Genomic DNA, 26,209 nt, shown 5'->3' on the forward strand with positions numbered 1-26,209 from the left:
GGCTGCAGAGAACCGTGCGGCTCCGCCGCGTGGGCGCGACCGGCCCGCACTCCGGGGGCTTCGGCCTCGTATGCGGGACGGACCTCCCCGGCCGGTGTGCTGCTCGCGCCCACGCGGCGGAGCCGCACGGTTCTCTGCAGCCTCGCGCCGCTACGGGGCGGGGGCAACTACAGGTGGGAGAGCGGCTGGTACGGGAACTGGGGCGCAGGTCCCTGCAGGATGCGAACCTGCTGCATCGCCGTGATCCGGCGGATCATCAGGACGGCCAGCACCGCCGCCACGAGGCGGATCAGGTTGCCGACCGTGGACACGACCAGCACGGCCGTCTGCTGACTGTCCGTCAGCGTCGCGTGGTCGAGTCCGGCCCAGACCGCGCCGAGCATCGTTCCGGCCGCGTCGATCAGCTCGCTGCCGACGAACGCAAGCCACCAGAAGGTCACCAGCAGAGTCGGCGGCTTCCGCAGCGGGGGCTCGGGCTGGAGCGGGAGCGCCGCGCGCCAGATGCCGCCCAGGACGAGGCGGGGCAGGACCAGGTTGCCCAGCGGGATGAACCAGCCGCCGATCGCCCAGCCCGGGGCGAGCGGCTGCCGACCCGGGGCGAGGATCTGCGAGAGCTTCGCCGACTTGAAGGCCCAGACGATGAAGCAGATGCCGGTGGCCGCGTACAGCGCCAGGTTGAGCAGGCTCACCAGGCCCAGCGCCGCCGCCGTGCCGTCCGAGCCGGAGTCGCCGCGGGACCAGATGTCCACGCCCATCACCAGCAGGATGAACAGCGCGCTGACGCCCAGCAGGACCTGGACCGCCGTCGCGATGCCGGTCGGGGCCTGGGGGCTGACGTAGGCGGTCGGGAAGTAGCCGGGGGGCGGGACGGGCGCCGCCAGGTAACCGCAGTGGGAGCAGCGGCCCGTGGCGTCGGGCGGCGCGGCGGTCTGGCAGGACGGGCAGAGCACGGAGAATCCCCTCGTGGGAGCCGGTGGAGTCGGGCGGCTGATGCTATGCGACCGGTTCAGACCAGCGCCAGGGTTTCCGCCACATGCTCGGCGACGTGCGCGAGCGCCGCCTCCCGGTCCGCGCCCGGCAGCCCGATGACGATGGGGGTGCCGAACCCGTCCAGCAGCGCACCCAGCCGTATCGCCGTCCGCTCCGGGTCGGTCGGGCGGAACTCCCCGGCGGCGATGCCCTCCCGGAGCAGCGCCACCAGGTCGGACCGCCACGCCGCCTCGATCTCCACCTGGCCGGCCCGGATCTGCTCGCTGGCCTGCGAGCGCCCCCACACCTCCACCCACAGCGTCCAGCGCGGGTCACCCGGGCCGGTGGGCAGGTAGAGGGCCGCGAAGGCGTCGAGACGGGCCCGGGCGCTGCCCCCGTCGGCGAGCAAGTGCGCCCGGCGCTCCCCGAGTTGGGCCTCGGACCAGCGCAGCGTCTCCAGCAGCAGCTGGTCCTTGCTGCCGAAGTAGTAGAGGAGGTGCCCGCCGCTCATACCCAGCTCGCGGCCGAGCGCGGCCATGGTCAGCGAGGCCAGGCCCTCCCGGGCGATGGCGGCCATGGCGACGGCGAACACCTCCTCCCGGGGCCGGGCCGGACGCCTGCGCGACTGAGCTGCCATCAGCCGCGGGGCTGCTGCTGGGTGATGCAGTGGATGCCGCCGCCGTTGGCGAAGATCTCGCGGGCGTCCACCAACTCGACCTTCCGGTCCGGGAACGCCTTGGCGAAGACCTCGGCGGCGAGCTGGTCGCGCTCGTCGTCGAAGGCGCAAAGGATCACCGCGCCGTTGCACAGGTAGTGGTTGATGTAGGAGTAGTCGACCGGCTCCGGCCCCTCGGGGCCCTCCTCGAACAGCACGGTGGGGGCCAGGAGTTCGACGACCTCCAGCCGGCGGCCCTGTGCGTCCGTCGAGTTGCGCAGCAGCTCCACGATCTCCCTGGTGACCTCGAAGTCGGGGTGCGCCGGGTCCGGCTGGCTGTGCACGACGACGGTGCCCGGACGCAGGAAGGCCGCGACGATGTCGATGTGGCCGCGGGTGCCGTAGCGCTGGTAGTCGCGGGTCAGGCCGCGGGGCACCCAGATCGCCTTGGTGGTGCCGAGGAAGGCGTGGATCTCCGCCTCGACCTGCTCCTTGGTCCAGTCGCTGTTGCGGCCCTCGCCCAGCTGCACCGTCTCGGTCAGCAGGACGGTGCCCTCCCCGTCCACGTGGATGCCGCCGCCCTCGTTGATCAGGCGCGAGGCGAAGCGGCGGACGCTGGTCAGCTCGGTGATCTCCTCGGCGATGTGCTGGTCGTGCTCCCAGGAGGCCCAGTCCTGGGCGCCCCAGCCGTTGAAGATCCAGTCGGCGGCGGCGACGGAGCCCTTGCCGTCGGTGAGGAAGGTCGGGCCGATGTCGCGCATCCAGGCGTCGTCCAGCGGCCGCTCGACGACCTCGACCTCGGGGGAGAGGTACTGCTTGGCGGTCTCGCCCTCGCCGGTGTTGGCGATCAGCGTCACCGGCTCGTAGCGGACGATGGTGTTGGCCACGTTCGCCCAGGCCTGGCGGGCCAGGTGCAGTTCGTCGCCGACGAAGGTGTCGTTGCTGGTGGGGAACGCCATCCAGGTGCGCTCGTGCGGCGTCCACTCGGCCGGCATCGAGAAGCCGAGCGCGGCGGGGGTCTGGTCGTTCGTCATGGGGCGTGCTCCGGTGCGGGGTTGAGGGCGGGTCAGAGGAAGTAGAGGCGGCTGAGCGCGACGGACTCGGCCGGGACCGAGCGCAGCGGCTCGCCGTCCAGCGAGACCAGTCCGGTGCGCGGATCCACGTCGACCTGGCCGAGGCGGCCGTTGCGCAGCATGTCGCGCGGGCCGATGCCGCGGGTGTCGCGCACGGCGACGCGCCGGCGCCGGGTGGGCATGCCGTCGCCGTTCTGCAGCGCGGCCTCCGCGACGAAGGCGACCGAGAGGTCGGCGGCGGTCGCGCCGTGGGCGCCGAACTGCGGTCCGAGGACCAGCGGTTCGCAGCGGTCGGTGGAGGCGTTCGGGTCGCCGGTGACGCCGTAGGCGGGGAAGCCGGCCTTGAGCACCAGCTGCGGCTTGGCGCCGAAGTGGTCCGGCCGCCACAGCACGATGTCGGCGAGCTTGCCCGGCTCCAGGGAGCCGATCTCGTGCGAGAGGCCGTGCGCGACGGCCGGGTTGATGGTCAGCTTGGCCAGGTAGCGCAGCACCCGCTCGTTGTCGTCGCCGCCGCTCGTCTCGCCGAAGCCGCCCTGCCCGTCCATCGGGCCGAGTTCGTACTTCATCTTCCCGGCCATGGCGAAGGTGCGGCGCACGGTCTCGCCGGCCCGGCCCATGCCCTGGGCGTCGGAGGAGGTGATGCCGATGACGCCCAGGTCGTGCAACACGTCCTCGGCCCCCATCGTCCCCGCGCGGATCCGGTCGCGGGCCATGGCGGCGTCGCCCGGCAGGTCCACCTTGAGGTCGTGGGCGGAGACGATCATCCCGAAGTGCTCGCCGAGGGCGTCCCGGCCGAAGGGCAGCGTGGGGTTGGTGGAGGAGCCGATGACGTTCGGCACGCCCGCCATCTTCAGCACGTTGGGGACATGGCCGCCGCCGCAGCCCTCGATGTGGAAGGCGTGGATGGTGCGGCCCTCGAGAACGGCGAGGGTGTCCTCGACGGACAGGCACTCGTTGAGGCCGTCGGTGTGCAGGGCCACCTGCACGTCGTGCTCCTCGGCCACGCGCAGCGCGGTGTCCAGGGCGCGGGTGTGCGCGCCCATGTCCTCGTGCACCTTGAAGCCGGAGGCCCCGCCCTCCGCCAGCGCCTCCACCAGCGGAGCGGCGGAGGAGGACGAACCCCGGGCCAGGAAGCCGATGTTGACCGGCCAGGCGTCGAAGGCGTTGAACGCGTGCCGCAGCGCCCAGGGCGAGTTGACGCCGACGCCCCAGACGGGGCCGAACTCCTGCCCGATGATCGTGGTCACCCCGGAGGCCAGGGACGCCTCCATGATCCGCGGCGAGAGCAGGTGCACGTGGGTGTCGATGGCCCCGGCGGTGGCGATCAGGCCCTCGCCGGACACGATGGTGGTGCCGGTCCCGACGACGACCTCGACGCCGTCCAGCGTGTCCGGGTTGCCCGCGCGCCCGACGGCCGCGATGCGACCCTCGCGGATGCCGATGCTGGTCTTGCGGATGCCCAGCACCGGGTCCAGCACCAGCACGTTGGAGATGACGACGTCACAGGTGTCGCGCACGGCCGCGCCCTTGAGGTGCAGGCCGTCGCGGGCGGTCTTGCCGAAGCCGGCCAGGAACTCCTCGCCCGGCTGCTGGGAGTCCGACTCCACCCGGACCACCAGCCCCGAGTCGCCGAGCCGGACCCGGTCGCCGGCGCGGGGACCGTGGACGGCGATGTAGTCGTGCGGGTCGATCCCGTGCGCGGGGACGACGGGGCCGGGGCGGCCGTGGCAGCCGGCCGCGTCGAAGATGCTGCCGCTCACTGTCCGGCCTCCTGGTCGTGCTCGCTGTCCTGGTACTCCGTCAGATAGCCGGTGGCGCGGGCCTTCCGCAGCGCCGCCTCGCGGGCGCCGGGCGCGTCCAGCGGGCCGTCGACGAGCCCGGCGAAGCCGATGGCGACGCGGGCCCCGCCGATCGGCAGCAGGTCCACGGTGACCGTGGCGCCCGGGTCGAAGCGGACCGAGGATCCGGCCGGGACGGCCAGGCGCATGCCGTAGGCGGCGGCCCGGTCGAAGGCGAGGCGGGGATTGGCCTCGAAGAAGTGGAAGTGCGAGGTGACCGTGATCGGGACGGCGGAGGTGTTGCGGACCGGGAGGGTGACGGCGGCCTCCGCCGGCTCGTAGCCCTCCCCGGTTCCCGGCAGGGCGGCGCCCGGCGCCTCCGCGCCGAGGGAGCCCGCGCCCCGGAAGGGGTCGTCGATGACACAGAGCCGGGTGCCGTCCTCGAAGACCGCCTCGACCTGAAGGGTCGTCACGATGTCCGGCACGCCCGGCAGAACGTCCTCGGCGGACAGCACGCTGCGGCCCGCCTCGATGGCCTCGGCGAGACGGCGACCGTCCCGGGCGGCCTCGCAGACGGTGTCGGCGATCAGCGCCGTCGCCTCGGGCACGTTCAGCCGCAGGCCGCGGGCGCGGCGGGAGCGCGCCAGCTGGGCGGCGTTGAAGAGCAGCAGCCGGTCCCGCTCCGTCGGGGTCAGTCGCACGGTGCCTCGCAGTTTTGAATGCCGTTCAAACGTTCCGCTGCGCATTCAACCCGCTGCGGCCCCAAAACGCAACGGCCCTTCGGGCCGGAAGAGCACCCAGCCCCGGTGACCCCTCACCGGGCCCCGGCCTCCGGCCCCTGGGCCCCGGGGCCCCTGGGGCGCTGGGCTCCCGCCGGGCCCGGCTCCCGGGCTTCCGCCCCCGGGGCCACGAGCTCCCGGGCTCTCGGGCTTCCGCCCCCGGGGCCACGAGCTCCCGGGCTCCCGGGCTTCCGCCCCGACCCCGGGGCTCTCGGGCTTCCGCACCCGGGCCCAGGGCTCTCGCCCCCGGGCTTTCGGCCTTCTGGGGCGCGCTCCGTGTCGACCCGCTCCGGCCCTTGCTGTGCCCGGGTTCGCCCGCGGGCGGGAGGCGGTGTCGCCTGGCGCGGTGGGAGCTGGGCCCGTGCCTGCGGCTGACCTGCGGCTTCGCCCTTGGCCGAGCGCCGCACAGGCGATGATGGGTCTCCCGAATTGGGCCCCCACCCGGCCTGGGCGCACGCCTGTTCGCCGCGTGCCCGCTGCCCGGCCTTGGCAGCCCGTGCTCGCCGCCGGCCTGCCGTCCGGCGGTCTCTGGCCCGTGGCTGTGCCGCCTGAGCCGTGCCCTATCGGGGCCCACTGCCCCCTGGGCTGTACTTACCGGCGCCACTTGCCCCTCGGCCGTGTCCTTCGGGGCCACCGTCGCCTCGACCGTCCCCTGTGGGGTCGGGGCTTGGGGGCGTGTGGCGTGGAGCGGGAACGGCGCCCGGGTTGAGGATTGCCGTGCGACACGTCATCCGACAGGATGAAGTGCGGACAATCCCACCAGCAGCGGTCCGGGGGCCGTATACGAACTCAGGACTCGGGAGAACGATGGCGGCAGACACCCAGGCGGACGGGGACCGCGACCTCGGCATCCCGTCCGACTGGCTGGAACCGGCGATGGCGGCCAACGGCATCGGATCGTTCGATTGGGACATCCGCCGTGACCGCGTCGCCGGCGATGCGCGCGCTCGCCGGATCCTCGGGCTGGAGACCGGGCCGATCGTCGAGACCGAGCCCGAGCGCCCCGCCGACGGCGTCATCGACCCCGACGGGCCGTCCATGAGCTCGGCCGAGTTCCTCGACCTGATCCACCCGGACGACGTACGCACCGTCAGCCGCCGTATCCGGCGGGCCATGGACGAGCTGGGCCAGTGCGGCGCCTACTACCGGACCGTCATGCCCGACGGTACCGTCCGGGCGGTCCGGTTCCGCGGTCGCGTCCTCGCGGACGAGCAGGACCGGCCCACCCACATGGTCGGCTTCGTCTGGGACGCCACCGCCGAGCTGCACAAGCGCCGCCGCGCCGACGAGAACGCCGCCGAGCGCGAGGAGCGGACCCGGTTCATCCGGGAAGCCGCCCGGGCCCTGTCCGAGGCCGTCACCAGCGCCGACGTCGCCCGCGTCTTCACCGAACTGCCGCTGCCCGGCATCCCGCCGGACGGGCTGCTGCTGGCGACGCTGGAGAACGGGCGCATCCAGATGCGGGCCGCCACCGGCTACCACGGCGCCAACCACGTGCCCCACGACCGCGTGCCGCTGGACTCGGGGCATCCCGGCGCGGTCGCGCTGCGTACCCGTCAGCCCGTGTTCATCTCCAGCCGCGCCGACTACGCGCGGCGCTTCCCGGAGGCGTGGCCCAAGGTCGCCGAGACCGAGCGGAACTCCTGGGCCTTTCTGCCGCTGATCGCCAGCGGGCGTCCCATCGGCGTCTGCGTCGCCAGCTTCGACCACGAGCGGGCCCTCGACTACGACGACCGGACCCTGCTCAGCACGCTCGGCGGCATGGTCGCCCAGTCCCTCGCCCGAGCCCGGCTGCACGACGCCGAACTGGAGCTCGCGGCCGGGCTGCAGCGCGTGCTGCTGCCGCGACGGGTCCCGCCCGTGCCCGGGTTCGAGACGGCGGTGCGGTACCTCCCGGCCGGCGACGGCCTGCAGATCGGCGGCGACTGGTACGACGTCATCCCACTGCCGGGCGGCAACGTCGCCGTCGTCATCGGCGACGTCCAGGGACACGACGTGCACGCGGCCGGTGTCATGGGCCAGCTGCGGATCGCCCTGCGGGCGTACGCGGCCGAGGGTCACCCGCCCGCCGCCGTCATGGCGCGCGCCTCCCGCTTCCTCGCCGACCTGGACACGGGGCACTTCGCCACCTGCCTGTACGCCGAGGTCAGCGCCGACTACGGCTCCGTGTACGCCGTGCGCGCCGGGCACCTGCACCCGCTCGTCCGGCGCAACGACGGCAGCGCCACCGTGCAACACGTGCAGGGCGGCCTGCCGCTGGGCGTGGACCCGGAGTTGGAGTACCCGGTCACCCGGTTCACCCTGGACCCCGGCGAGATCCTGCTGCTGTGCACGGACGGGCTGGTGGAGACCCGGAAGCTGGAACTCGACGCGGGCATGGAGCGGCTGCGCCGCTCCTTCGAGGACGGCCACCCCGAGGACCTGGGCGAACTGGTCGACTACGTCTCCGGCCGGGCCGCCGAGAGCCACGAGCGGGACGACGACATCGCCCTGCTGCTGCTGCGCTGGGAGGGGCTGGAGGGCCGCGCCCGCGAGCAGTTGCGGCGCCGGATCGCCCAGGCGGACCTGGCCCGGATCTCCGAGGTGCGGGCCGAACTGCGGGACGCCGTACGGCGCTGGGGCGTCGGGGACCTGGCCGACACGGTGGAGCTGCTCGCGTCGGAGCTGATCACCAACGCGCTGGTGCACACGGACCGCGACGCGATGCTGACCGCGCGGCTGCACCGGGAGACCCCCGGCGGCCCGGCGCGGTTGCGGATCGAGGTCGAGGACGAGTCCGACCAGTGGCCCACCCGCCGTACGCCGGGTGAGCAGGCGTCAAGTGGCCGCGGTCTGATGCTCGTCGAGGCCCTGTCGGACAACTGGGGCGTGGAGCCGCGCGGTTCCGGCAAGCGGATGTGGTTCGAGCTCGTCTCGCCGGGCGCGGCCGACGCCTGACCAGCTGCCGGCGGAGCCGTCGAGGGCACGGGACCACGTCCGTGTGGCGCACCCCGGCGGGCCGGCCGCCGGAAGGCGGCCCGCTTCTCAGCCGGGCCGCGTCGTCGGGGCCGACCCGCTGACGGTGCGTCAGCCGTACAGCCGCTCCAGGTCCTTGAGCTTCTGCTCCAGCGAGTCCAGCGTGCTGATGCGCGGAAGGGTCAGCGTGTCGTCCTCCGCGGTGAGGTCGAAGACCTGCGCCGTCGCGGGAGCGTCGGGCTGCCTTATGGCAGGCTCCGCGGGGGCCGCCTCCGGCTCCGCCGTCGTCAGTGCCGCTGGGAGGGGCGCTTGCCGCCCGCCGGGGCGGGCCCAGGCGCGCGTGGGCGCGCTCAGCGCGCGCAGGTGGGCGCGCTCGCGGCGGGCGTCCAGCCGGTGCTGGTCGCGCTGGACCGCGCGCTGCCGCCGGTCCTCGCGGACCTCGTCCACCGCCTCGTCCAGGCTGCGGACGTTCTCCAGCAGCATCAGCGACCACGCGGCGTAGGTCTCCCTCGGCGCGCGGAGCCAGCGGACCACCCGGATCTGCGGCAGCGGGCGCGGGACCAGGCCCTTCTCCCTCAGTGCGGCCTTGCGGGTCTGCTTGAGCGCCCGGTCGAAGAGGACCGCGGCGGACAGGGACATCCCCGCGAAGAACTGCGGCGCCCCGTGGTGGCTCAACCCCCGTGGCGCGTGCACCCAGTTGAACCAGGCGGACGCCCCGGCGAAGAGCCAGACCAGCATGCGCGACCCCAGCGCCGCGTCGCCGTGGCTGGCCTCGCGGACGGCCAGCACCGAGCAGAACATCGCCGCCCCGTCCAGCCCGAAGGGCACCAGGTACTCCCAGCCGCCGGACAGGCCGAGGTTCTGCACGCCGAAGCCCACGAGGCCGTGGAACGAGAGCGCCGCCGCGACCGCGGCGCAGCAGAACAGCAGCACGTAGGAGGCGGAGCCGTACAGCGCCTCCTTGCGTCTGCGGCGCTCCTCGGCCCGCTCCCAACTGTCGCCGGTCCCTTGCGTGTTGCCCGCGCGGGCGCGCAGCAGCGCCACCAGCCCGGCCAGCACCACGAGTGCCGCCACGCCGGCGAGCACCCAGCTCAGCTCCCTGTCGCCCATCGTCATCCGCGCGTCGCCTCCCGAGCCTCCGGGCAGACTCCGCCCGGGGCGCGCACCATCCTCGCGGAGCACCGGAACCCGTCCCGCCGTTTCGGCGCAGATACATCCGGACGGGTGGTTTTTCGGATCGCGCTTGTCAGCCGGTACTACTGACGTCCAGCCAGAACGGCAGGCCGCCGAGGGCGCGGACGAGGCGGGCGGCCTCGGCGCGGAGCTGGGCGGCCTCGGGGGCGGGGGAGACGTCGGCGAGCGCGGTCAGGGCGGGGGCGATGCCGACGGTGAAGCCGGTCTCCTCGCGCAGGCGCAGGGACTCCGCGAAGCCGTGGCGGGCGCCGGCCAGGTTGCCGTCCTGCTGGGCGATGGAGGCCAGGTGGCGCCAGGTGTAGGAGAGCAGCAGCAGGTCCTGCTGCTGCTCCGCCCCGGCGTGGGCGCGGCGGTAGGCGGCGCGGGCCGACACCGGGTCGCCGAGCAGGAGTTGGGCGATCAGGCCGCGGCGGAAGTCCAGCAGCGGGCGCAGCGGCGCCTCGGGGGGCAGCAGCGCCGAGGCGCGGCCGAGGGCGGCCTGGGCCTCGTCGAGGCGGTCGTGCACCTGCTGCACGGTCGAGGCGTACGCGAGGAAGCCGCGGGTGCAGGCGGCGCTCGCGCGCTGCTCGGGGGAGCCGGCCACGGCCTCCGCCTGGCGCAGCGCGTTCTCGGCCTCGATCCAGCCGGTACCGCGGAAGAAGGCGGCCTCGGTGAGGAGTTCGGCCCGGGTGAGCGCGTCCGGCGGCGTGTCGGCGAGGAGCGCGGCGGCGACCTCCCAGCAGCCGCGCGCCCGCAGCAACCAGGTGGGGTCGGTGTCGAGCCGCTGTTCCGGGACCGCTGCTTGCGCCTGCTGCTGCGTCAAATGCCCGCTCCCTCCACCGCGCCATTGACGGTGACGGCATTTCAGCACGCGCCGGACCGTTCGCGCCAGAGGCAGGACCGGTACGGGCCGGACGCGTCGCGGGCGCCGTCAGCGGGTGGCGTTGCGGAGCATCTCGGTGGCGGCCGTGTTGACGGCCTGCGGCATGCCGGTCAGGTCGAGCGAGAAGAGGGCCACCAGGAGCTGGTCGGCGCGGTTGCGGGCCTCGATCGTGTAGCCGGCCAGGGTGAACATCGCGGGCTGGAGCTCGTCTCCGTGCAGGGTGTTCAGCCACAGGCACTCCACTGCCCGCAGGTCCGCGGGCTCGGTCCAGGTGTCCACCTGGGCGACGATGCGGGTGCCGAGCAGGCAGACGCCCTCGCGGTCCTGCGAGTCGGAGACCTCCAACTCGCCGAAGCCGAGCCACTCCAGGTACCGGGCCGCCGCCAGCACGGCGTCGTCGCTGGTGCGGACCGGGTGCGGCAGGAAGGGGCGGCGGGCCAGCGCGCGCGGTTGCGGGGCCGGGCCCGGGGCGCGGCCCGGGGACGGCTGCGGCTGCGGGCGAGGCGGAGCGGTCCGCGGGGTGGTGGGGCGCACCGAGGTGTCCACCGGCAGCCGGACGGTCGCGCCGCAGGCGCAGCTGAACTCCGGCTGCGGCCACTGGTCGGAGCGGCCGCAGGAGGGGCAGCGCAGGCTCAGCCAGGAGTCCTCCCAGGTGCGGAAGCGCACCTGGACCGGGACCCCGCCGCGCAGCAGCGGGATCTTGAGCGAGGCCCCGCAGGCGCACGGGAAGACCGGCGGCTGGTAGAGGTGCTCGCGGCGGCAGGAAGGGCAGCGGACGGGCTTGGCCGAACCTGACATGACGGACCGTCCGTTCTACTCGGTCGTGGTACTGCTTGGCCCCATGTTCGCTGATCCGGCCCGTTGCTGGTAGCCGTTTCGAACGGAAGGTCGGCGATGATCGAATCCGGCTCAGCCGCCGATGGCGGACATCGGCCGTCCCGGACGCCGGAACTCCGCGCTGCCGATGCCGTGGCCTGCGGCTTTGGCGGCCACGCAGGAACGCCACGCGGCCTCGATCCGGTCGTCGTCCGCGCCGGACCGCAACAGCTCCCGCAGGTCCGACTCCTCCGTCGCGAACAGGCAGTTGCGCAGTTGGCCGTCCGCCGTCAGCCGCACCCGGTCGCAGCCTCCGCAGAAGGGCCGGGTGACGCTGGCGATCACTCCGACGACGGCGTCCGTGCCTCCGAGGCGCCACTCCTCCGCGGGCGCGGCGCCGGCCCGGGGCACCGGGGTCAGCGGCCAGCGCTCGCCCAGCCGGGCCAGGATCTCGTCCGCGGTCACCATCGCCGCGCGGTCCCAACCGCCCTGCGCGTCCAGGGGCATGGACTCGATGAAGCGCAGCCGGTAGCCGTGCCGGGCGGCCCACGCGGCCAGTTCGGGGATCTCGTCCTCGTTGACGCCGCGCACCGGGACGGCGTTGACCTTGACCGGGTCGAGCCCCGCCGCGCGGGCGGCGGCCCGCCCGTCGAGCACGTCGCCGAGCCGGTTGCGTCGCGTCAGCTGCCGGAAGACGTCCGGGCGCAGCGTGTCCAGGCTGACGTTGACCCGGTGCAGGCCGGCCGCGCGCAGGGCGGCGGCGCTGCGGGCGAGGCCGATGCCGTTGGTGGTGAGCGAGAGCTCGGGCCGGCCGGGCAGCGCGGCCATCCGCGCGACCAGGTCGGGCAGTCCCCGGCGGAGCAGCGGCTCGCCGCCGGTGAGCCGGAGCGAGCGGATGCCCAGCCGTTCGACGGCGAGCCGCAGCAGGCGCAGCAGCTCGTCGTCGGTGAGCAGTTGCGGCGCGGGCAGCCAGCCCGGCCCCTCGGCCGGCATGCAGTACGTGCAGCGCAGGTTGCACCGGTCGGTGAGGGAGACGCGCAGGTCGGTGTGGACCCTGCCGAAGCGGTCGACGAGCGGGGCGGGCGGCTGTTCCTGCGGTTGGGAGACCGGCTGGGAGGCCGGCTGGAGTGGCGGCTGGGGTGGCGGCATCGCCCCAGTACAGCGCGGGGGTGCGGGCCGAACCAGCCGCGGATGGGCCGGACCGGGGACGGTCGTGGCCAGCCGTGCTTGTGGCTTCCTCCAAGGCAGGGCGGGAGCAGACTGCGCCATGCTGGCCCCATGCGGAACACGACAGCGCTGCTGCTGGCTGCCGGCGGCGGCCGCCGGCTGGGGAACCGCCCCAAGGCCCTGCTGCCCTTCAGGGGCCGGCCGCTGGTCGAGCACGCCGTCTCCGTGCTGCGCGCGGGCGGGTGCGCCCGGGTGCTGGTGGTCCTGGGCGCGGCCGCCCAGGAGGTGCTGGCCCGGGCCGACCTGACGGGCTGTGAGGTCGTGCTCAACGAGGACTGGGAGACCGGCATGGGCTCCTCCCTGCGGGCCGGTCTCGCCGCGCTGCCGCCGGAGTCGGACGCGGCGCTGGTCTCCCTCGTGGACACACCGGGGGTGACCCCGGAGGCGGTCCGCCGGGTGCTCGCGCAGGAGGCGGAACTCGCGGCCGCGGCGTACGCAGGCGAGCGCGGGCACCCGGTCCTGATCGCCCGCCGCCACTGGCCGGAGGCCGCGGCGGGAGCCCAGGGCGATGCAGGCGCGCGGGCGCTCCTGCGCGCCCACGCGGACGAGTTGCGCCTGGTGGAGGTGGGGGACGTGGCCGAAAACGCCGACATCGACACGGAGGCGGACTGGCGGGCCCTGCAGGGCCGGTGACACCCTGTCAGTCCGCAGTCGGCTTGGGGGTGCTGGATGGGGCTGGAGGACGCGTACGAGCGGGCAGGGGAGATCTGGGCCACGCTCGCCAATCTGGAACTGGTCGCCAAGGGCCGCAGCCCGCTGCGCGAACGCGGCCCGGTCGCGGGCACGCGCTTCGATCCGCGGGACGTGCTGGACGGGCGCCGCGACGCCGCCTTCAAGCTGATGGTCGAGGCGGCGTCCCGGCCGCGCGCCGCCGNCGACCTGACGCTGGCACAGCCGAGGCTGCCCGGTTCGCCCGCGCTGGGCGGTCAGGTGCTGCTGGACCGGACCGCAGCCGCCTTCGCCTCCCGACTCGCCCGCGACGAGGAGGAGTTGGGCATTCCCCGCCCCGGCGGCCGCTGAGTCCGGCTCAGGCCCCGTTCGTGGCCAGGGCCTCGCCGAGGCGGGCGGCGACGCGCTGCATGTGGGGGACCAGGGCCTGGCCGCCGTTGCGGGACTCCAGGGCGCGGACCCGCGCCTCGGGGCCGGAGACGGACAGGGCGGTCGGCGTGGGCGCGCCGGGGACGACGACGGCGACGCAGCGGACGCCGATCTCCTGCTCCTGGTCGTCCACCGAGTACCCGGCCGCCCGGGTGGCGTCGAACTGGGCCAGCAGCACCTGAGGGTCCGTCACCGTGTGGACGGTGTGCGCGGGCAGCGGACCGGGGCCGAGCACCGCGGCCGCCTCGGGGCGGGGCAGCTGGGCCAGCAGCACCTTGCCCACGGCGGTGCAGTGCGGCTGGACCCTCCGGCCGACCTCGGTGAACATCCGCATCGAGTGCCGGGACGGCACCTGGCCGACGTAGACCACCTCGCCGGCCTCCAGCACCGCGAGGTTGGCCGTCTCGCCGGTCGCCTCCATCAGCTCGGCCAGGAACGGCCGGGCCCAACTGCCCAGCAGGCGACCCGCCGTCTCGCCGAGGCGGATCAGGCGGGGGCCCAGGGTGTAGCGTCGGGCCGTGTCCTGCCGGACGTAGCCCTGCAGGACCAGGGTCCGGATCAGCCGGTGGATGGTGGGCATCGGCAGGCCGGAGGCCGAGGCCAGGTCGCTGAGGGTGCTCACCCCGCCCGCGTCGGCCAGCACTTCGAGCAGCTGGAAGGCGCGTTCGACGGACTGGACGCCGCCGCTGCGGTCGGCGTTCGGCGGATCGAGCGGGGCGGAGTTGGCGGCCACGGGTGCCTTCCTGCGTCACGGGGTCCGGCATGGTTTCAACAAAGTGTTGAAATTCTGCATCGCGGAAACTAGCCTCCACCTTACAGAAGTGCACGTCCCTTCCGCAGTCATCGCAGTCAATCCGCAGTCCTACGTTCCTTCGTGGAGGCGCCCGCCATGGGCCAGTCCGGAACCACCGTCAGCGGCCCGCACGTCGAACGGCAGGAGGAGGTCCTCACCCCGGACGCCCTCGCCTTCGTCGCGGACCTGCACCGCACCTTCGAACCCGGCCGCCGCGAACTGCTCGCGCTGCGCCGGCAGCGCCGCGCCCGCATCGCCGAGACCGGCACGCTCGACTTCCTCCCCGAGACCGCCGAGGTGCGCGCCGGGGACTGGCAGGTCGCCCCCGCGCCCCGTGCGCTGCAGGACCGGCGGGTGGAGATCACCGGTCCCACCGACCGCAAGATGACCATCAACGCGCTCAACTCCGGCGCCCGGGTCTGGCTCGCCGACTTCGAGGACGCCACCTCCCCGACCTGGCACAACGTCGTCGACGGCCAGCTCAACCTGATCGACGCGCTGGAGCGCCGGATCGACTTCACCTCGGCGGAGGGCAAGAGCTACGCGCTGCGCCCCGACGCGGAGTTGGCCACCATCGTGGTCCGCCCGCGCGGGTGGCACCTGGACGAGGCCCACCTGACCGTGGACGGCGAGCCCGTCGCCGGGGCCTTCGTGGACTTCGGCCTCTACTTCTTCCACAACGCCGCCCGGCTGCTGGCCCGCGGCGAGCAGGACCCCAACTCCGGGCCGTACTTCTACCTGCCGAAGACCGAGAGCCACCTCGAGGCGCGGCTGTGGAACGACGTCTTCACGCACGCGCAGCGGGCGTCGGGGATCGCCCACGGGACGATCCGGGCCACGGTGCTGATCGAAACGATCACGGCCGCGTTCGAGATGGAGGAGATCCTCTACGAACTGCGGGACCACGCCGCCGGGTTGAACGCCGGCCGGTGGGACTACCTGTTCTCGGTCATCAAGAACTTCCGCGACGCCGGCGAGCGCTTCGTCCTCCCCGACCGCAACACCGTGGGCATGACCTCGCCGTTCATGCGCGCGTACACCCAGCTCCTGGTGCAGACCTGCCACCGGCGTGGCGCCCACGCGATCGGCGGCATGGCGGCGTTCATCCCGTCCCGGCGCGACCCGGAGGTCAACGCGGCGGCGCTGGAGAAGGTCAGGGCCGACAAGGAGCGGGAGGCGGGCGGCGGCTTCGACGGCTCCTGGGTCGCCCACCCGGACCTGGTCCCCGTCTGCCGGGCCGCGTTCGACGCGGTGCTGGGGGAGCGGCCGAACCAGAAGGACATCGTCCCCGAGGGGCGGGTGACGCCCGATCAGCTCCTGGACGTCGCGGGCACGGGCGGGCAGTGCACGCACGCGGGTCTGCACAACGCCGTCCAGGTCGGCCTCAGGTACATCGAGGCGTGGCTGCGGGGGCTGGGGGCGGTCGCCATCTTCAACCTGATGGAGGACGCCGCCACGGCGGAGATCTCGCGCTCGCAGATCTGGCAGTGGGTGCACAACGGGGTGGTCCTGGCGGACACCGGGGAGAAGGTGGGCCCGGAGCTGGTGCGGAGGCTCATCGCCGAGGAACTGGCCGCGCTGGAGGGCGAGTTCCCCGGTGGACGGTGGGGTGACGCAGCCCGCCTGTTCGAACAGGTCGCGCTGGCGGACGAGTTCCCGGACTTCCTGACCCTGCCGGGGTACGAGCTGCTGTAGCCCGCAGCCACAGAGACCGGCGGCGCCCGACGACACCTGGGGAGGTCCTCCGTCGGGCGCCGTCCGCCCCGCGGGCCCCTCGGGGGCGCGGGGAACTGCGCGACAGCCCACCACCCACGGAGGTTCGACCCGTCCGAAGGGCCGGACGCCCCTGGGCGGTGGGCTGGTCGCGCAGTTCCCCGCGCCCCTGGCGGGGCGCTCAGCGGGGCTTGAGGACGAGTTTGCCGGTGGTCCGCCGACCGCGGAGGTCCTCATGGGCGCGGGCCGCTTCCGCCAGCGGGTAGACGCCGCCCAGCTGGGGCCTGAGCACACCCTCGGCCACGAGGGCCAGCAGTTCCGCCATCGGCTCGGCGTGGAGCGCCGGCTTGCCCAGGACGTGCATGAGCCAGAAGCCCACCACCGCCCGCGAGTGGCCCATCAGCGCGCCCGCCGTGATCGGCTTGGGCTCCTCGCGCGAGGCGAGGCCGTAGGTGACCAGGCGGCCGAAGGGGGCCAGGGCCGCCAGCGACGCGTCGAAGACCGGGCCGCCGGTCATCTCCAGGACGACGTCGACCTTCTTGCCCCCGTTCGCCTCCTCCAGGCGGGACTTGAGGTCCTCCGGGTCCGCGTCCACGGCCACGTCCGCGCCCAGTTCCAGGGCCAGGTCGCGCTTCTCCTTCGTCGAGGCCGTGGCGATCACGCGCCCCGCGCCGAAGCGCTTGGCCAGCTGGACGGCCAGGGACCCGGTGCCGCCGGCCGCCGCGTGGACGACGACCGACTCGCCCGGCTGGAGCCGGGCGCTGGTCCGGAGCAGGTTCCACGCCGTGAGCCCCTGGACCACGAGCGCCAGCGCCGCCTCGTCCGACACCGCGTCAGGGACCTCCGTGGCCATGGCCTCCCAGGCGACCGCCTTCTCCGCGTAGCCGCCGGTCGCCGTCAGGGCCACGACACGGCGGCCGTCCGCGGTGCGGCCGACGACCTCGCCGCCCGGCACCATCGGGAGCTTGCTGCGGGACAGGTAGGAGTCCTCCACGGCGTGCGTGTCCGCGTAGTTGACGCCGCAGGCGTCCACGTCGATCAGCAGCTGGCCCGGCTGAGCGGTGGGTTCGGGCAGGTCGACGTACCGCAGGACCTCCGGGCCGCCGAATTCTTCGATCTGGATCGCCTTCATGCCGCGAAGATACCGACCGGTAGGTATGGAGGCAACCACCGCCGCTCGCGGACAGCACGCAGCCCCGGATCCTCGCCGTGGATCCGGGGCTGTGCCCCCGTGCGGGGGACCGGGTGGCACACCGTCCCAGTGCGCACCCGGGGTCGGTGGGGCGGTTACACCCGCGACGCGAGTTCGCGGGCGGCCTTGGCGCAGGCCTGTGCGATGCGGTCCTCGTTGACGGTGGTCAGGTTGCCGCGCTCGACCACCGGCCGGCCGTTGACCAGCAGCAGCGCAAGCGGCGGCAGGGCCCCCATGACCAGAGCGGCGACCGGGTCGGCGATGGACGAGTGCATCAGGCCGTCGACCTTCCACAGCGCCAGGTCGGCCAGCTTGCCCGCCTCGATCGAGCCGATCTCGGCCTGGCGGCCCAGCACCCGGGCGCCGCCCATGGTGCCCAGCCGCAGCGCCTGACGGGCCGTCAGCGCGTCCGGACGCCCGTGCAGGCGGTTGATCAGCAGCGCGTTGCGCAGCTCGGTGCCCAGCTCGCCGGACTCGTTGGAGGCGGTGCCGTCCACGCCCAGGCCCACCGGCACGCCGGCCGCCATCATGTCCGGCACCCGGGCGATCCCGGCGGCCAGCCGCGCGTTGGAGGAGGGGCAGTGGGCGACGCCGGTCCCGGTCTGCGCGAACTTGGCGATGTCGGAGTCGTTCATGTGGACGCAGTGCGCCATCCACACGTCCTCGCCCAGCCAGCCGACGCTCTCGAAGTAGTCGGTCGGCCCCATGCCGAACAGTTCCTTGCAGAACTGCTCCTCCTCGGCCGTCTCCGAGCCGTGGGTGTGCAGCCGCACGCCTTTTCGCCGCGCCAACTCGGCGGCGTCGCGCATGAGTTCGGTGGTGACCGAGAAGGGCGAGCAGGGCGCGATGGCGACGTGCAGCATCGAGCCGAAGCTCGCGTCGTGCCAGCGGTCCACCGCGGCCTCGGAGGCGAGCAGGATGTCCTCGGTCTTCTCGACGGCGAAGTCCGGCGGCAGGCCGCCGTCGCTCTTGCCGCGGGACATCGAGCCGCGGGTGGCGGTGAAGCGCATGCCCAGCTCGGCGACGGCCTCGATCTCCGCGCCGAGCAGGTCGCCGGCGCCCTGCGGGAACACGTAGTGGTGGTCCATGGCCGTGGTGCAGCCGGACTTGAGCAGCGCGGCGGCGCTGCCCTGCGCGGCGGCGTGGACCAGGTCGGCGTCGATGCGCGACCAGACCGGGTAGAGGGCGACCAGCCAGTCGAACAGGATGCTGTCCTGGGCCAGGCCCCGGGTGATCCACTGGTAGAAGTGGTGGTGCGTGTTGACCAGCCCGGGCGTCAGCAGATGCCCCTCGGCGTTGACGCGCCTGCTGACGTTCTCCAGCCAGTGCGGGGCCGGGCCCTCGCCGACGGACTCGATGACGTTGTCCGCGACGACCACGTGGCCGCGGCTGTACTCGGTGTCCAGGGCGTCGACGGTGGCGATGGCCGCGTTCTCGATGACGATGCGCGTTGGCGTGCCGCTCATCTGCTTCTCCTCGGCGGTGTCGGTGCGTGGAACCGCCGTCTGCTGCTGCCCAGGGCGGGACGGCGGGAGAATCCCTGGGGCGGAGTCGGGCGGCGTCAGGCCACGGGGATGACCGGCGCGACGCCCTCGCGGTGAACCGTACCCTCGATCAGGCCGTAGGGTCGATCGGCGGCGTAGTAGACCTCGTTGTCGTTCTTCAGGCCGAAGGGCTCCAGGTCCACCAGGAAGTGGTGCTTGTTCGGCAGTTCGAGCCGGACCTCGTCCACCTCGGCGCGGTTGTCCAGGACCCGGTTGCCCATGGCGAACAGGGTCTGCTGCAGCGAGTAGGAGTAGGTCTCGGCGAAGGCCTCCAGCAGGTGCCGGCGTACCTGGCCGTAGGAGCGGTCCCAGTTGGGCTCCGGCTCGCCCTCGGCGCCGGTGAAGCCGAACTTCCAACGGGCCGTCACCTGCGTGGCCAGGATCCGGTCGTAGGCCTCCTGCAGCGTCGTGTACCGGTCCTTGATGTAGCCCCAGAACTCGGAGTTGGTCGAGTTCATCACGATCAGGTCCTTGAGGCCGGAGATCACCTGGACGGACGAGCCGTCGTAGACGATCTCGGAGGTGCGGACCTCGGTGCCCCGGCGCACGAAGGAGTGGCCGATCTCGTCGGAGCCGATGAACTTGGCCGAGTTGTCCGGCGTGGCGATCCGGTCCCAGACGTACTCCTCGACGCGGATCCGGGCCCGGTGGATCGGCTCGGTGTCGTCGACGAAGTGCCGCGCCAGCTGGATGCCGAAGGCCTCGGGGGAGGTGATCCCGTACTGCTTGGCGAAGGCGTAGACGGTGTTCTTGGTGGTGTCGGTGGGCAGGCAGTGGGCGTTGGAGCCGGTGAGGTGGACGTCGTCCAGGTCGCCGGAGAGCGCCACGGAGACGTTCAGGTCCCGGATCTCGTGCCGGTGGCCGTTGCGGGTGATGCGGACGACGCGGGTCTCCGCCTTTCCGTACTGGTTCTGGCCGAGCACATGGGCCATGTCTTTAGCTCCCTCGGTAGACGGAGTAGCCGAACGGGTTGAGCAACAGCGGTACGTGGTAGTGCGGTTGGGCCGGATCGACCTCGAAGACGATGGCGACCTCGGGGAAGAACGGCCCGCGGGTCTCGAAGCGCAGGCGCAGCACGGTCCCTGACGCCAGGTCGGGCTCCGGCAGGTCCTTGGCCCGGCCGTCGGCGTCGGTGCGGGAGGCGCCGACGGCCTTCCACTCGCCGTCGGTCAGCTGGTCCAGCTGCACCGGGACGCCCTCGGCGGGGCGGCCGGAGCTGGTGTCCAGCACGTGGGTGGAGACGGTGGTCACGCGTCCTCCTCGAGGAGCCGGGTCAGCCGGATGTCGTTGATCTTCCGGAGCTCGCCCCGGACGATCTCCAACTCCTTTGCGGGGTCGTTGTCCTGACGCTCCCGCAGGGCGGCGAGCATGGTGCCGGCGGTACGGCCGGTGGCGCAGATCAGGAAGACGTGGCCGAAACGGGCCTCGTAGGCCGCGTTGGCCTGGGCGAGCTCGTCCAGCAGCGCCCGGTCGGCGCCGCTGACGCCGGACTGCTCGCGCTGCGAGGTGGCGTCGCCCTGCTTGGGCTTGCCGATGCGGGCGTGGCCGGCCATGGCCTGGCGCAGGTCTGCCTCGGACAGGGCGTCCATGGCCGCGGCGTTGGCGGCGAGCAGAGCCTCGGGGGCGGGATAGGGCCGGGCGAGCCGGACCAGCCGCGCCCAGGTGGGGCTGGAGCAGACCTCCAGCAGGATCCCGTCGAGGACCGCGTCCTCGTGCTGGTTGAGCCTGTCGAGCGACGGCGTGTTGAGCGACGGGGTCATGCGACCTCCTGTGCCGGGGGTATGTCCAGAAAGCTAGGAGCGATCACCCCGCCGCGTCAACAGTTTGTTGAAGTAAGTTCGCCGAGTCCCCGGAGCGGCCCGGCTCGGTCAGCCCTTGCCGTTGGCCTGCTGGCGGTTCAGGTAGTTGTAGACGGTGAAGCGGCTGACGCCCAGGGCCGCCGCGACCGTCTCCACGCCGTGGCGCACGGTGAACGCGCCGCGCTCCTCCAGCAGGGCGACCACCCGCTGCTTGGAGGCGCGGTCGAGGTCCTTCAGGTCGCCGCCGCCGAACTGGCGGCGGGCCTCGCGCAGCAGCCGGTCCAGCGCGCTCTCCAGCCCGGGCAGCCGGACGGCGACGGCGGGGTCGCCGTCCCAGTCCAGCACCAGGTCGTCGGGGCGCGCCTCGTCCAGGGCCACCTCGCTGGCGCCGACGGCGTCGAGCAGCGGCTTGATCGCGTCCGCGAGCGGGTGGCGCTCCTCGGCGGTCATCCCTGCTCACCCCCCTCCAGAACGGTGACCTGCAGGGATATCTGGCTCGCGCCGTGCTCCAGGCTCTGCCGCACGAGCCGGTCGACCGCGGCGAGCACCTGCTCGGCGGCCCCCTCCGCGCTCGTGCCGAACGGCCCGACCTCGACCTCCAGGCCGGCCTCGTCGACCACGCGGCGGGCGGCCTTCGCATGCTCCGGGAAGCCGTCCATGTCGAACGGCTCTGTCGTGAACTCCACCTTCAATCGCACGGGTGAAGCGTATCCACGGGCCAGGGGTTGACAAAGTGTTGAAGCAGCATGGGATAGTTTCACCAAGCAGAAAGTAGATTCCGCATCGTGGAATTGGTGATCGCATGAGCGACTGGCTGAACCAGCGCTGGACCGTCAACCTCTCGATCCTCTTCACCGAACTCCCGCTCCTGGAGCGCCCGGCCGCAGCCGCGGCCGCCGGCTTCGACGCCGCGGAACTGTGGTGGACGCTGGACGGCCCGACCCCCCCGCAGTCCCAACTCGACGCGTTGCGACGGGCGTTCGAGGATGCCGGGGTGCAGCTGACCGGCCTGAACTTCGACGCGGGCGACATGGCCGCAGGTGACAAGGGCCTGCTGTCGCGCCCCGCCGACTCGCAGCGGTTCCGCGAGAACATCGCCGTGGCGGTGGGTCTGGCCGAGTCGATGGGCTGCAAGGCGCTCAACGCCCTCTACGGCAACCGGGTCGAGGGCGTGCCGGTGCAGGAGCAGGACGAACTGGCCCTGGAGAACCTGGCCCTGGCCGCGCAGGCGGCCCACGGTATCGGTGCGGTCCTGCTGGTGGAAGCCCTGAACGCACCCGAGGCGCCCCAGTACGGCCTGCTGAGCAGCGCCGACGCGGTGGCCGTGGTGGACGCGGTGAACGCCCGTACCGGGCTGGGCAACACCCGCTTCCTCGCCGACCTGTACCACCTGGCGCGGGGCGGGGAGGACCCCGCCAAGGCGGTCGCCGACCACGCGGACCGCATCGGCCACGTGCAGATCGCGGACAACCCCGGACGCAACCACCCCGGCACCGGAGAGCTGGATTTCCCGTCCCTGCTCGGCCAGTTGGAGGCCGAGGGGTACGGCGGTCACGTCGGACTGGAGTACAAGCCCCTGCCGGGGACGGCGTCCGCCGACAACTTCGACTGGCTGCCCCGCGCCCTGCGGAGAAGCAGCCGCGCTTGAGTCGCACCCACCCGGGGGCGCGACGAACTGCGCGAGCAACCACCCACGCAGGTGGGCGCCGTGCGTTCGGGTCGGACCTCCGCCGGTGGTGGGTTGCCCGCGCAGTTCCTCGCGCCCCCGAAGGGGCCTGCAACTTCCCCTAGGAGTACAGAAGATGAGCTCTCGTCGTATCGCCTTCATCGGGCTCGGGATCATGGGTAGCCCGATGGCGGCCAATCTGGTCCGGGCCGGGCACACCGTCACCGGCTTCAACCTCACCCAGCCGCCCATCGACAAGCTCGTGGCGGAAGGCGGTCGCGGAGCGGCCAGCATCGCCGAGGCGGTCAAGGACGCCGAGGTCGTCATCACCATGGTCCCCGCCGACCCGCAGGTCGAGGAGGTCTACTTCGGAGACGGCGGCGTCCTCGACAACGCGCCCGCCGGGGCGCTGCTCATCGACATGAGCAGTGTGACGCCGCAGATGTCCCAGCGGGTGGCCGCCGCGGCCGAGGAGCGGGGCCTGCGGTCGATCGACGCCCCCGTCTCGGGTGGCGAGGCCGGGGCCATCGAGGGCGTGCTGTCCATCATGGTCGGGGGCAAGGCCGAGGACTTCGCCGAGGCGAAGCCGGTGCTGGACGCGCTGGGCACCACCGTGGCGCTGGTCGGGCCCTCCGGGGCCGGACAGACCGTCAAGGTCGCCAACCAGCTGATCGTGGCGGTCAACATCCAGGCCTGCGCCGAGGCCGTCGTCTTCCTGGAGCGGTCCGGCGTCGACCTCGACGTCGCCCTCGACGTGCTCAACGGCGGCCTGGCCGGGTCCACCGTGCTGACCCGGAAGAAGCAGAACTTCGTCAACCGCGACTTCGCCCCCGGCTTCCGCATCGACCTGCACCACAAGGACCTGGGCAACCTGCTCTCCGCCGCCCGTGCCGTCGGCGCGCCGCTGCCCACCGCGTCCCTGGTCGCCGACTTCATCACCGCGCTCCGCGCCGCAGGCGACGGCGGGCTCGACCACTCGGCGCTGCTGCGCAACCTGGAGCGCCTGTCCGGAAAGGTGAACTGACGATGCCTCGGATGACCGCGGCCCAGGCGGCCGTCGAGATCCTCAAGCTGGAGGGGGTGGACACCCTCTTCGGCCTGCCGGGAGCGGCGATCAACCCCTTCTACGCGGCGATCCGGAGCCAGGGCGGACTGCGCCACGTCCTGGCCCGGCACGTCGAGGGCGCCTCGCACATGGCGGAGGGCTACACCCGTGCGAAGGCCGGCAACATCGGCGTCTGCATCGGGACCTCGGGCCCGGCCGGCACCGACATGATCACCGGTCTGTACTCGGCGAGCGCCGACTCGATCCCGATCCTCTGCATCACCGGCCAGGCGCCGGTCGCCAAGCTGCACAAGGAGGACTTCCAGGCGGTCGACATCGCGTCCATCGCCAAGCCGCTGACCAAGATGGCGATGACGGTCCTCGAGCCCGCCCAGGTCCCCGGCGCCTTCCAGCAGGCCTTCCACCTGATGCGCTCGGGCCGCCCCGGCCCGGTGCTGATCGACCTGCCCATCGACGTGCAGCTGGCCGAGATCGAGTTCGACCCGGCCACCTACCAACCGCTGCCCGTCTACAAGCCGCAGGCGACCCGCGCCCAGATCGACAAGGCGCTGGACCTGCTGGAGCGGTCCGAGCGGCCGCTGATCGTCGCCGGCGGCGGCGTCATCAACGCGGACGCGGCCGAACTCCTGGTCGAGTTCGCCGAGTTGACCGGCGTTCCGGTGGTCCCGACGCTGATGGGCTGGGGCTCCATCCCGGACGACCACCCGCTGACCGCGGGCATGGTCGGCCTGCAGACCGCGCACCGCTACGGCAACGCCTCCTTCCTCGCCTCGGACTTCGTCCTCGGCATCGGCAACCGCTGGGCCAACCGCCACACCGGCGGCCTGGACACCTACACCCGCGGCCGCACCTTCGTGCACATCGACATCGAGCCGACCCAGATCGGCCGGGTCTTCGCCCCCGACTACGGCATCGTCTCGGACGCGAAGGCGGCCCTGGAGCTGCTCGTCGAGGCCGCCCGGGAACGCAGGCTGACGGACCGTTCGGCCTGGGCCGCGGAGGTCCGCGGGCGCCGGGGCGAGCTGCTGCGCAAGACCAGCTTCGACCACGTGCCGGTCAAGCCGCAGCGGGTCTACCAGGAGATGAACACAGCCTTCGGGCGCGACGTCCGCTACGTGACCACGATCGGGCTCTCCCAGATCCAGGCCGCCCAGCTGCTGCACGTCTACCACCCGCGCCACTGGATCAACGCCGGCCAGGCCGGCCCGCTGGGCTGGACCGTGCCCGCCGCGCTGGGCGTGGCCACGGCCGACCCGGACGCCACGGTGGTCGCCCTGTCCGGGGACTACGACTTCCAGTTCATGATCGAGGAGTTGGCGGTCGGGGCGCAGTTCCGGATCCCGTACGTGCACGTCGTCGTGAACAACGCCTACCTCGGCCTGATCCGCCAGGCGCAGCGGCAGTTCGACATGGACTTCTGCGTCCAGCTGTCCTTCGAGAACGTCAACGCCCCGGAGGTCAACGGCTACGGCGTGGACCACGTCAAGGTGGTCGAGGGCCTGGGCTGCAAGGCGCTGCGCGTCTTCGAGCCCGACGGCATCGCCCCGGCGCTGGAGGAGGCGAAGAAGCTGGCCCAGGAGTACCGGGTGCCGGTGGTGGTCGAGGTGATCCTGGAGCGGGTCACCAACGTCTCGATGGGCGTGGAGATCGACGCCGTCAACGAGTTCGAGGAGCTGGCCTCCGTCCCCGCGGACGCCCCCACGGCGATCCGCCACGCATAGTCTCCTCCCGGCGGCGTGTACCTCATCCGGTCGTGCCCGCGCCGCCGGGAGGGAACCACCTCTCTCCCCTGCCGCCCCGTCAGGAAGGCCACCGCGCATGAGCGAGCGCACCCGAGGGAACGTCCGGGTCGTCGTCGCCCCGGACAAGTTCAAGGGCAGTCTGACCGCCGCCGAGGCGGCCGAGCGCATCGCGGCGGGCATCCGCCGCGCCCGGCCGGGCGCGGACGTGCACACGCTGCCGGTGGCCGACGGGGGCGAGGGAACGGTCCTGGCCGCGGTCGCGGCCGGGTTCGAGGAGGTCCGGGTACGCGTCGTCGGGCCGACGGGGGAGCCCGTCGACGCGTCCTTCGCGCGCCAGGGCGACACCGCCGTCGTGGAGGCGGCGCAGGCCAGCGGCCTGCAGCTGCTGCCCGGCGGCGAGAAGCACCCGCTGACCGCGACCAGTTACGGAACCGGCCAACTCGTGGCCCGCGCCGTGGAGTCGGGCTGCCGCAGGATCGTGCTGGGGCTCGGGGGAGTCGCCTGCACGGACGGCGGCGCCGGCATGGCGCAGGCGCTGGGCGTACGGCTGCGGGACGCGGACGGCCTCGACCTGCCGCCCGGCGGCGCGGCCCTGGCGCGGCTGGCGTCCCTGGATCCCGGCCCGCTGGCCTCGCTGCTGGAGGGCGTGGAGGTCGTCGTCGCCTCGGACGTGGACAACCCGCTGCTGGGCCCGCGCGGCGCGGCGGCGGTGTACGGCCCGCAGAAGGGCGCGACGCCGGAGGACGTGCCCGTCCTGGACGCCGCGCTGGCCCACTGGGCCGACCACGTGGCCCAACTGACGGGCCGTGACCTGCGCGCCGCCCCCGGCGCGGGTGCGGCGGGCGGCCTGGGCTTCGGCGCCCTGGCCCTGCTGGGCGCCTCGCTCCGGCCGGGCATCGCCCTGCTGCTGGACCTGCTGGACTTCGCCGGGGCCGTGGAGGGGGCGGCCCTGGTGGTGACGGGGGAGGGCTGTCTCGACGAGCAGACGCTCCACGGGAAAGCCCCCGCGGGCGTCGCGGAGGCCGCCGCCAGGGCGGGAGCGCGCGTGGCCGCGGTCGCGGGGATGCTGGCCCTGAGCGAGGAGCGGTGGCGTGCCGCCGGCTTCGCGGAGGCGGTGTCCCTCGTGGCGCTGGCGGAGGAGACCGGCCTGGACAGCATGCGCGACGCGGCTCGGCTGGCCGAACTGGCCGGTGAACGCCTGGCCCGTGGGCTGCCCCCTCGTGGCGCTGGCGGTAACCCCGGCACCCCTAGCGGGGTGCAACAGAGTGTTGAAACTGACCGTTGACGT

Annotated in this window: 24 protein-coding genes; 7 read left to right on the top strand and 17 right to left on the bottom strand. The window is 73.3% G+C overall.

Going from position 1 to position 26,209, the window contains the following annotated elements; all coding sequences use genetic code 11:
- Positions 1 to 167: 167 nt before the first annotated feature.
- From ACFP3V_RS21470 to ureA, 5 genes are all read right to left on the bottom strand, one after another.
- Positions 168 to 950, bottom strand: a complete 783-nt coding sequence (locus ACFP3V_RS21470; RefSeq protein ID WP_380585863.1) for a DUF4328 domain-containing protein — start codon at positions 948 to 950, stop codon at positions 168 to 170.
- A gap of 56 nt (positions 951 to 1,006) precedes the next feature.
- Positions 1,007 to 1,606 (bottom strand): TetR/AcrR family transcriptional regulator, encoded by a 600-nt coding sequence (locus ACFP3V_RS21475; protein ID WP_380585865.1) that lies wholly within the window; start codon positions 1,604 to 1,606, stop codon positions 1,007 to 1,009.
- Positions 1,606 to 2,658, bottom strand: a complete 1,053-nt coding sequence (locus ACFP3V_RS21480) for an agmatine deiminase family protein (protein ID WP_380585867.1) — start codon at positions 2,656 to 2,658, stop codon at positions 1,606 to 1,608. The genes ACFP3V_RS21475 and ACFP3V_RS21480 overlap by 1 nt, the downstream gene beginning before the upstream one ends.
- Before the next feature lie 32 nt (positions 2,659 to 2,690).
- Positions 2,691 to 4,388, bottom strand: a complete 1,698-nt coding sequence (locus ACFP3V_RS21485; protein WP_380585910.1) for an urease subunit alpha — start codon at positions 4,386 to 4,388, stop codon at positions 2,691 to 2,693.
- A 65-nt stretch (positions 4,389 to 4,453) separates the two neighbouring features.
- The gene (gene ureA / locus ACFP3V_RS21490; RefSeq protein WP_380585869.1) at positions 4,454 to 5,176 is read right to left on the bottom strand and encodes an urease subunit gamma; all 723 of its coding nucleotides are present in this window, start codon (positions 5,174 to 5,176) and stop codon (positions 4,454 to 4,456) included.
- A gap of 885 nt (positions 5,177 to 6,061) precedes the next feature.
- Here ureA and ACFP3V_RS21495 point away from each other — a divergent pair.
- Complete coding sequence (locus ACFP3V_RS21495; protein WP_380585871.1) at positions 6,062 to 8,191, top strand: ATP-binding SpoIIE family protein phosphatase; 2,130 nt, start codon at positions 6,062 to 6,064, stop codon at positions 8,189 to 8,191.
- Positions 8,192 to 8,320: 129 nt separating this feature from the next.
- Here ACFP3V_RS21495 and ACFP3V_RS21500 read toward each other — a convergent pair whose 3' ends face one another.
- The 4 genes from ACFP3V_RS21500 to moaA all read right to left on the bottom strand — a co-directional run bounded on the left by ACFP3V_RS21500 (position 8,321) and on the right by moaA (position 12,230).
- Positions 8,321 to 9,325, bottom strand: a complete 1,005-nt coding sequence (locus ACFP3V_RS21500; protein WP_380585873.1) for a DUF2637 domain-containing protein — start codon at positions 9,323 to 9,325, stop codon at positions 8,321 to 8,323.
- A 130-nt stretch (positions 9,326 to 9,455) separates the two neighbouring features.
- Positions 9,456 to 10,205, bottom strand: a complete 750-nt coding sequence (locus ACFP3V_RS21505; RefSeq protein WP_380585875.1) for a hypothetical protein — start codon at positions 10,203 to 10,205, stop codon at positions 9,456 to 9,458.
- A 108-nt stretch (positions 10,206 to 10,313) separates the two neighbouring features.
- On the bottom strand, positions 10,314 to 11,063 hold the full coding sequence (locus ACFP3V_RS21510; protein ID WP_380585877.1) for a hypothetical protein: 750 nt from the start codon (positions 11,061 to 11,063) through the stop codon (positions 10,314 to 10,316).
- A 111-nt stretch (positions 11,064 to 11,174) separates the two neighbouring features.
- Complete coding sequence (gene moaA / locus ACFP3V_RS21515) at positions 11,175 to 12,230, bottom strand: GTP 3',8-cyclase MoaA (protein WP_380585879.1); 1,056 nt, start codon at positions 12,228 to 12,230, stop codon at positions 11,175 to 11,177.
- A 129-nt stretch (positions 12,231 to 12,359) separates the two neighbouring features.
- On the opposite strand from moaA, the gene ACFP3V_RS21520 reads away from it, so the two are divergent.
- The gene (locus ACFP3V_RS21520) at positions 12,360 to 12,941 is read left to right on the top strand and encodes a nucleotidyltransferase family protein (protein ID WP_380585881.1); all 582 of its coding nucleotides are present in this window, start codon (positions 12,360 to 12,362) and stop codon (positions 12,939 to 12,941) included.
- 394 nt (positions 12,942 to 13,335) lie between these two features.
- On the opposite strand, the gene ACFP3V_RS21525 is transcribed toward ACFP3V_RS21520, so the two are convergent.
- Complete coding sequence (locus ACFP3V_RS21525) at positions 13,336 to 14,139, bottom strand: IclR family transcriptional regulator (protein WP_380585883.1); 804 nt, start codon at positions 14,137 to 14,139, stop codon at positions 13,336 to 13,338.
- A 156-nt stretch (positions 14,140 to 14,295) separates the two neighbouring features.
- On the opposite strand from ACFP3V_RS21525, the gene aceB reads away from it, so the two are divergent.
- A complete protein-coding gene (aceB, locus tag ACFP3V_RS21530; RefSeq protein WP_380585884.1) occupies positions 14,296 to 15,894 on the top strand; it encodes a malate synthase A in 1,599 nt (532 codons plus the stop codon).
- Between the two features lie 199 nt (positions 15,895 to 16,093).
- Here the strand turns inward: aceB and ACFP3V_RS21535 are convergent, their stop codons facing one another.
- The 7 genes from ACFP3V_RS21535 to ACFP3V_RS21565 form a co-directional block, all read right to left on the bottom strand.
- Entirely contained in the window at positions 16,094 to 17,044 is a 951-nt protein-coding gene (locus ACFP3V_RS21535; RefSeq protein WP_380585885.1) for a quinone oxidoreductase family protein, read from the bottom strand.
- Positions 17,045 to 17,199: 155 nt separating this feature from the next.
- Positions 17,200 to 18,570, bottom strand: a complete 1,371-nt coding sequence (locus ACFP3V_RS21540) for an 8-oxoguanine deaminase (RefSeq protein ID WP_380585886.1) — start codon at positions 18,568 to 18,570, stop codon at positions 17,200 to 17,202.
- 95 nt (positions 18,571 to 18,665) lie between these two features.
- Positions 18,666 to 19,580 (bottom strand): factor-independent urate hydroxylase, encoded by a 915-nt coding sequence (gene pucL, locus ACFP3V_RS21545; protein ID WP_380585887.1) that lies wholly within the window; start codon positions 19,578 to 19,580, stop codon positions 18,666 to 18,668.
- Between the two features lie 4 nt (positions 19,581 to 19,584).
- Positions 19,585 to 19,899: a hydroxyisourate hydrolase gene (gene uraH / locus ACFP3V_RS21550; protein ID WP_380585888.1), complete on the bottom strand. Its 315-nt coding sequence runs from the start codon at positions 19,897 to 19,899 to the stop codon at positions 19,585 to 19,587.
- The gene (gene uraD / locus ACFP3V_RS21555) at positions 19,896 to 20,408 is read right to left on the bottom strand and encodes a 2-oxo-4-hydroxy-4-carboxy-5-ureidoimidazoline decarboxylase (protein ID WP_380585889.1); all 513 of its coding nucleotides are present in this window, start codon (positions 20,406 to 20,408) and stop codon (positions 19,896 to 19,898) included. Before uraD ends, uraH begins: the two co-directional genes overlap by 4 nt.
- A 108-nt stretch (positions 20,409 to 20,516) precedes the next feature.
- A complete protein-coding gene (locus ACFP3V_RS21560) occupies positions 20,517 to 20,897 on the bottom strand; it encodes a helix-turn-helix domain-containing protein (protein WP_380585890.1) in 381 nt (126 codons plus the stop codon).
- On the bottom strand, positions 20,894 to 21,145 hold the full coding sequence (locus ACFP3V_RS21565; RefSeq protein ID WP_380585891.1) for a thiamine-binding protein: 252 nt from the start codon (positions 21,143 to 21,145) through the stop codon (positions 20,894 to 20,896). Before ACFP3V_RS21565 ends, ACFP3V_RS21560 begins: the two co-directional genes overlap by 4 nt.
- 104 nt (positions 21,146 to 21,249) lie before the next feature.
- Here ACFP3V_RS21565 and ACFP3V_RS21570 point away from each other — a divergent pair, with 104 nt between their 5' ends.
- From ACFP3V_RS21570 to ACFP3V_RS21585, 4 genes are all read left to right on the top strand, one after another.
- On the top strand, positions 21,250 to 22,095 hold the full coding sequence (locus ACFP3V_RS21570) for a TIM barrel protein (RefSeq protein ID WP_380585892.1): 846 nt from the start codon (positions 21,250 to 21,252) through the stop codon (positions 22,093 to 22,095).
- 154 nt (positions 22,096 to 22,249) lie between these two features.
- Positions 22,250 to 23,137 carry a 2-hydroxy-3-oxopropionate reductase gene (locus tag ACFP3V_RS21575; protein ID WP_380585893.1) on the top strand — a complete coding sequence of 296 codons (888 nt, stop codon included), beginning with the start codon at positions 22,250 to 22,252 and terminating at the stop codon, positions 23,135 to 23,137.
- 2 nt (positions 23,138 to 23,139) lie between these two features.
- On the top strand, positions 23,140 to 24,900 hold the full coding sequence (gene gcl, locus ACFP3V_RS21580) for a glyoxylate carboligase (protein WP_380585895.1): 1,761 nt from the start codon (positions 23,140 to 23,142) through the stop codon (positions 24,898 to 24,900).
- A gap of 97 nt (positions 24,901 to 24,997) precedes the next feature.
- Positions 24,998 to 26,206 (top strand): glycerate kinase, encoded by a 1,209-nt coding sequence (locus tag ACFP3V_RS21585; RefSeq protein ID WP_380585897.1) that lies wholly within the window; start codon positions 24,998 to 25,000, stop codon positions 26,204 to 26,206.
- The last annotated feature ends 3 nt before the right edge of the window (positions 26,207 to 26,209 follow it).

This window comes from Streptacidiphilus monticola, from assembly GCF_042658505.1.
In the GTDB taxonomy this organism is placed as follows: domain Bacteria; phylum Actinomycetota; class Actinomycetes; order Streptomycetales; family Streptomycetaceae; genus Streptacidiphilus; species Streptacidiphilus monticola.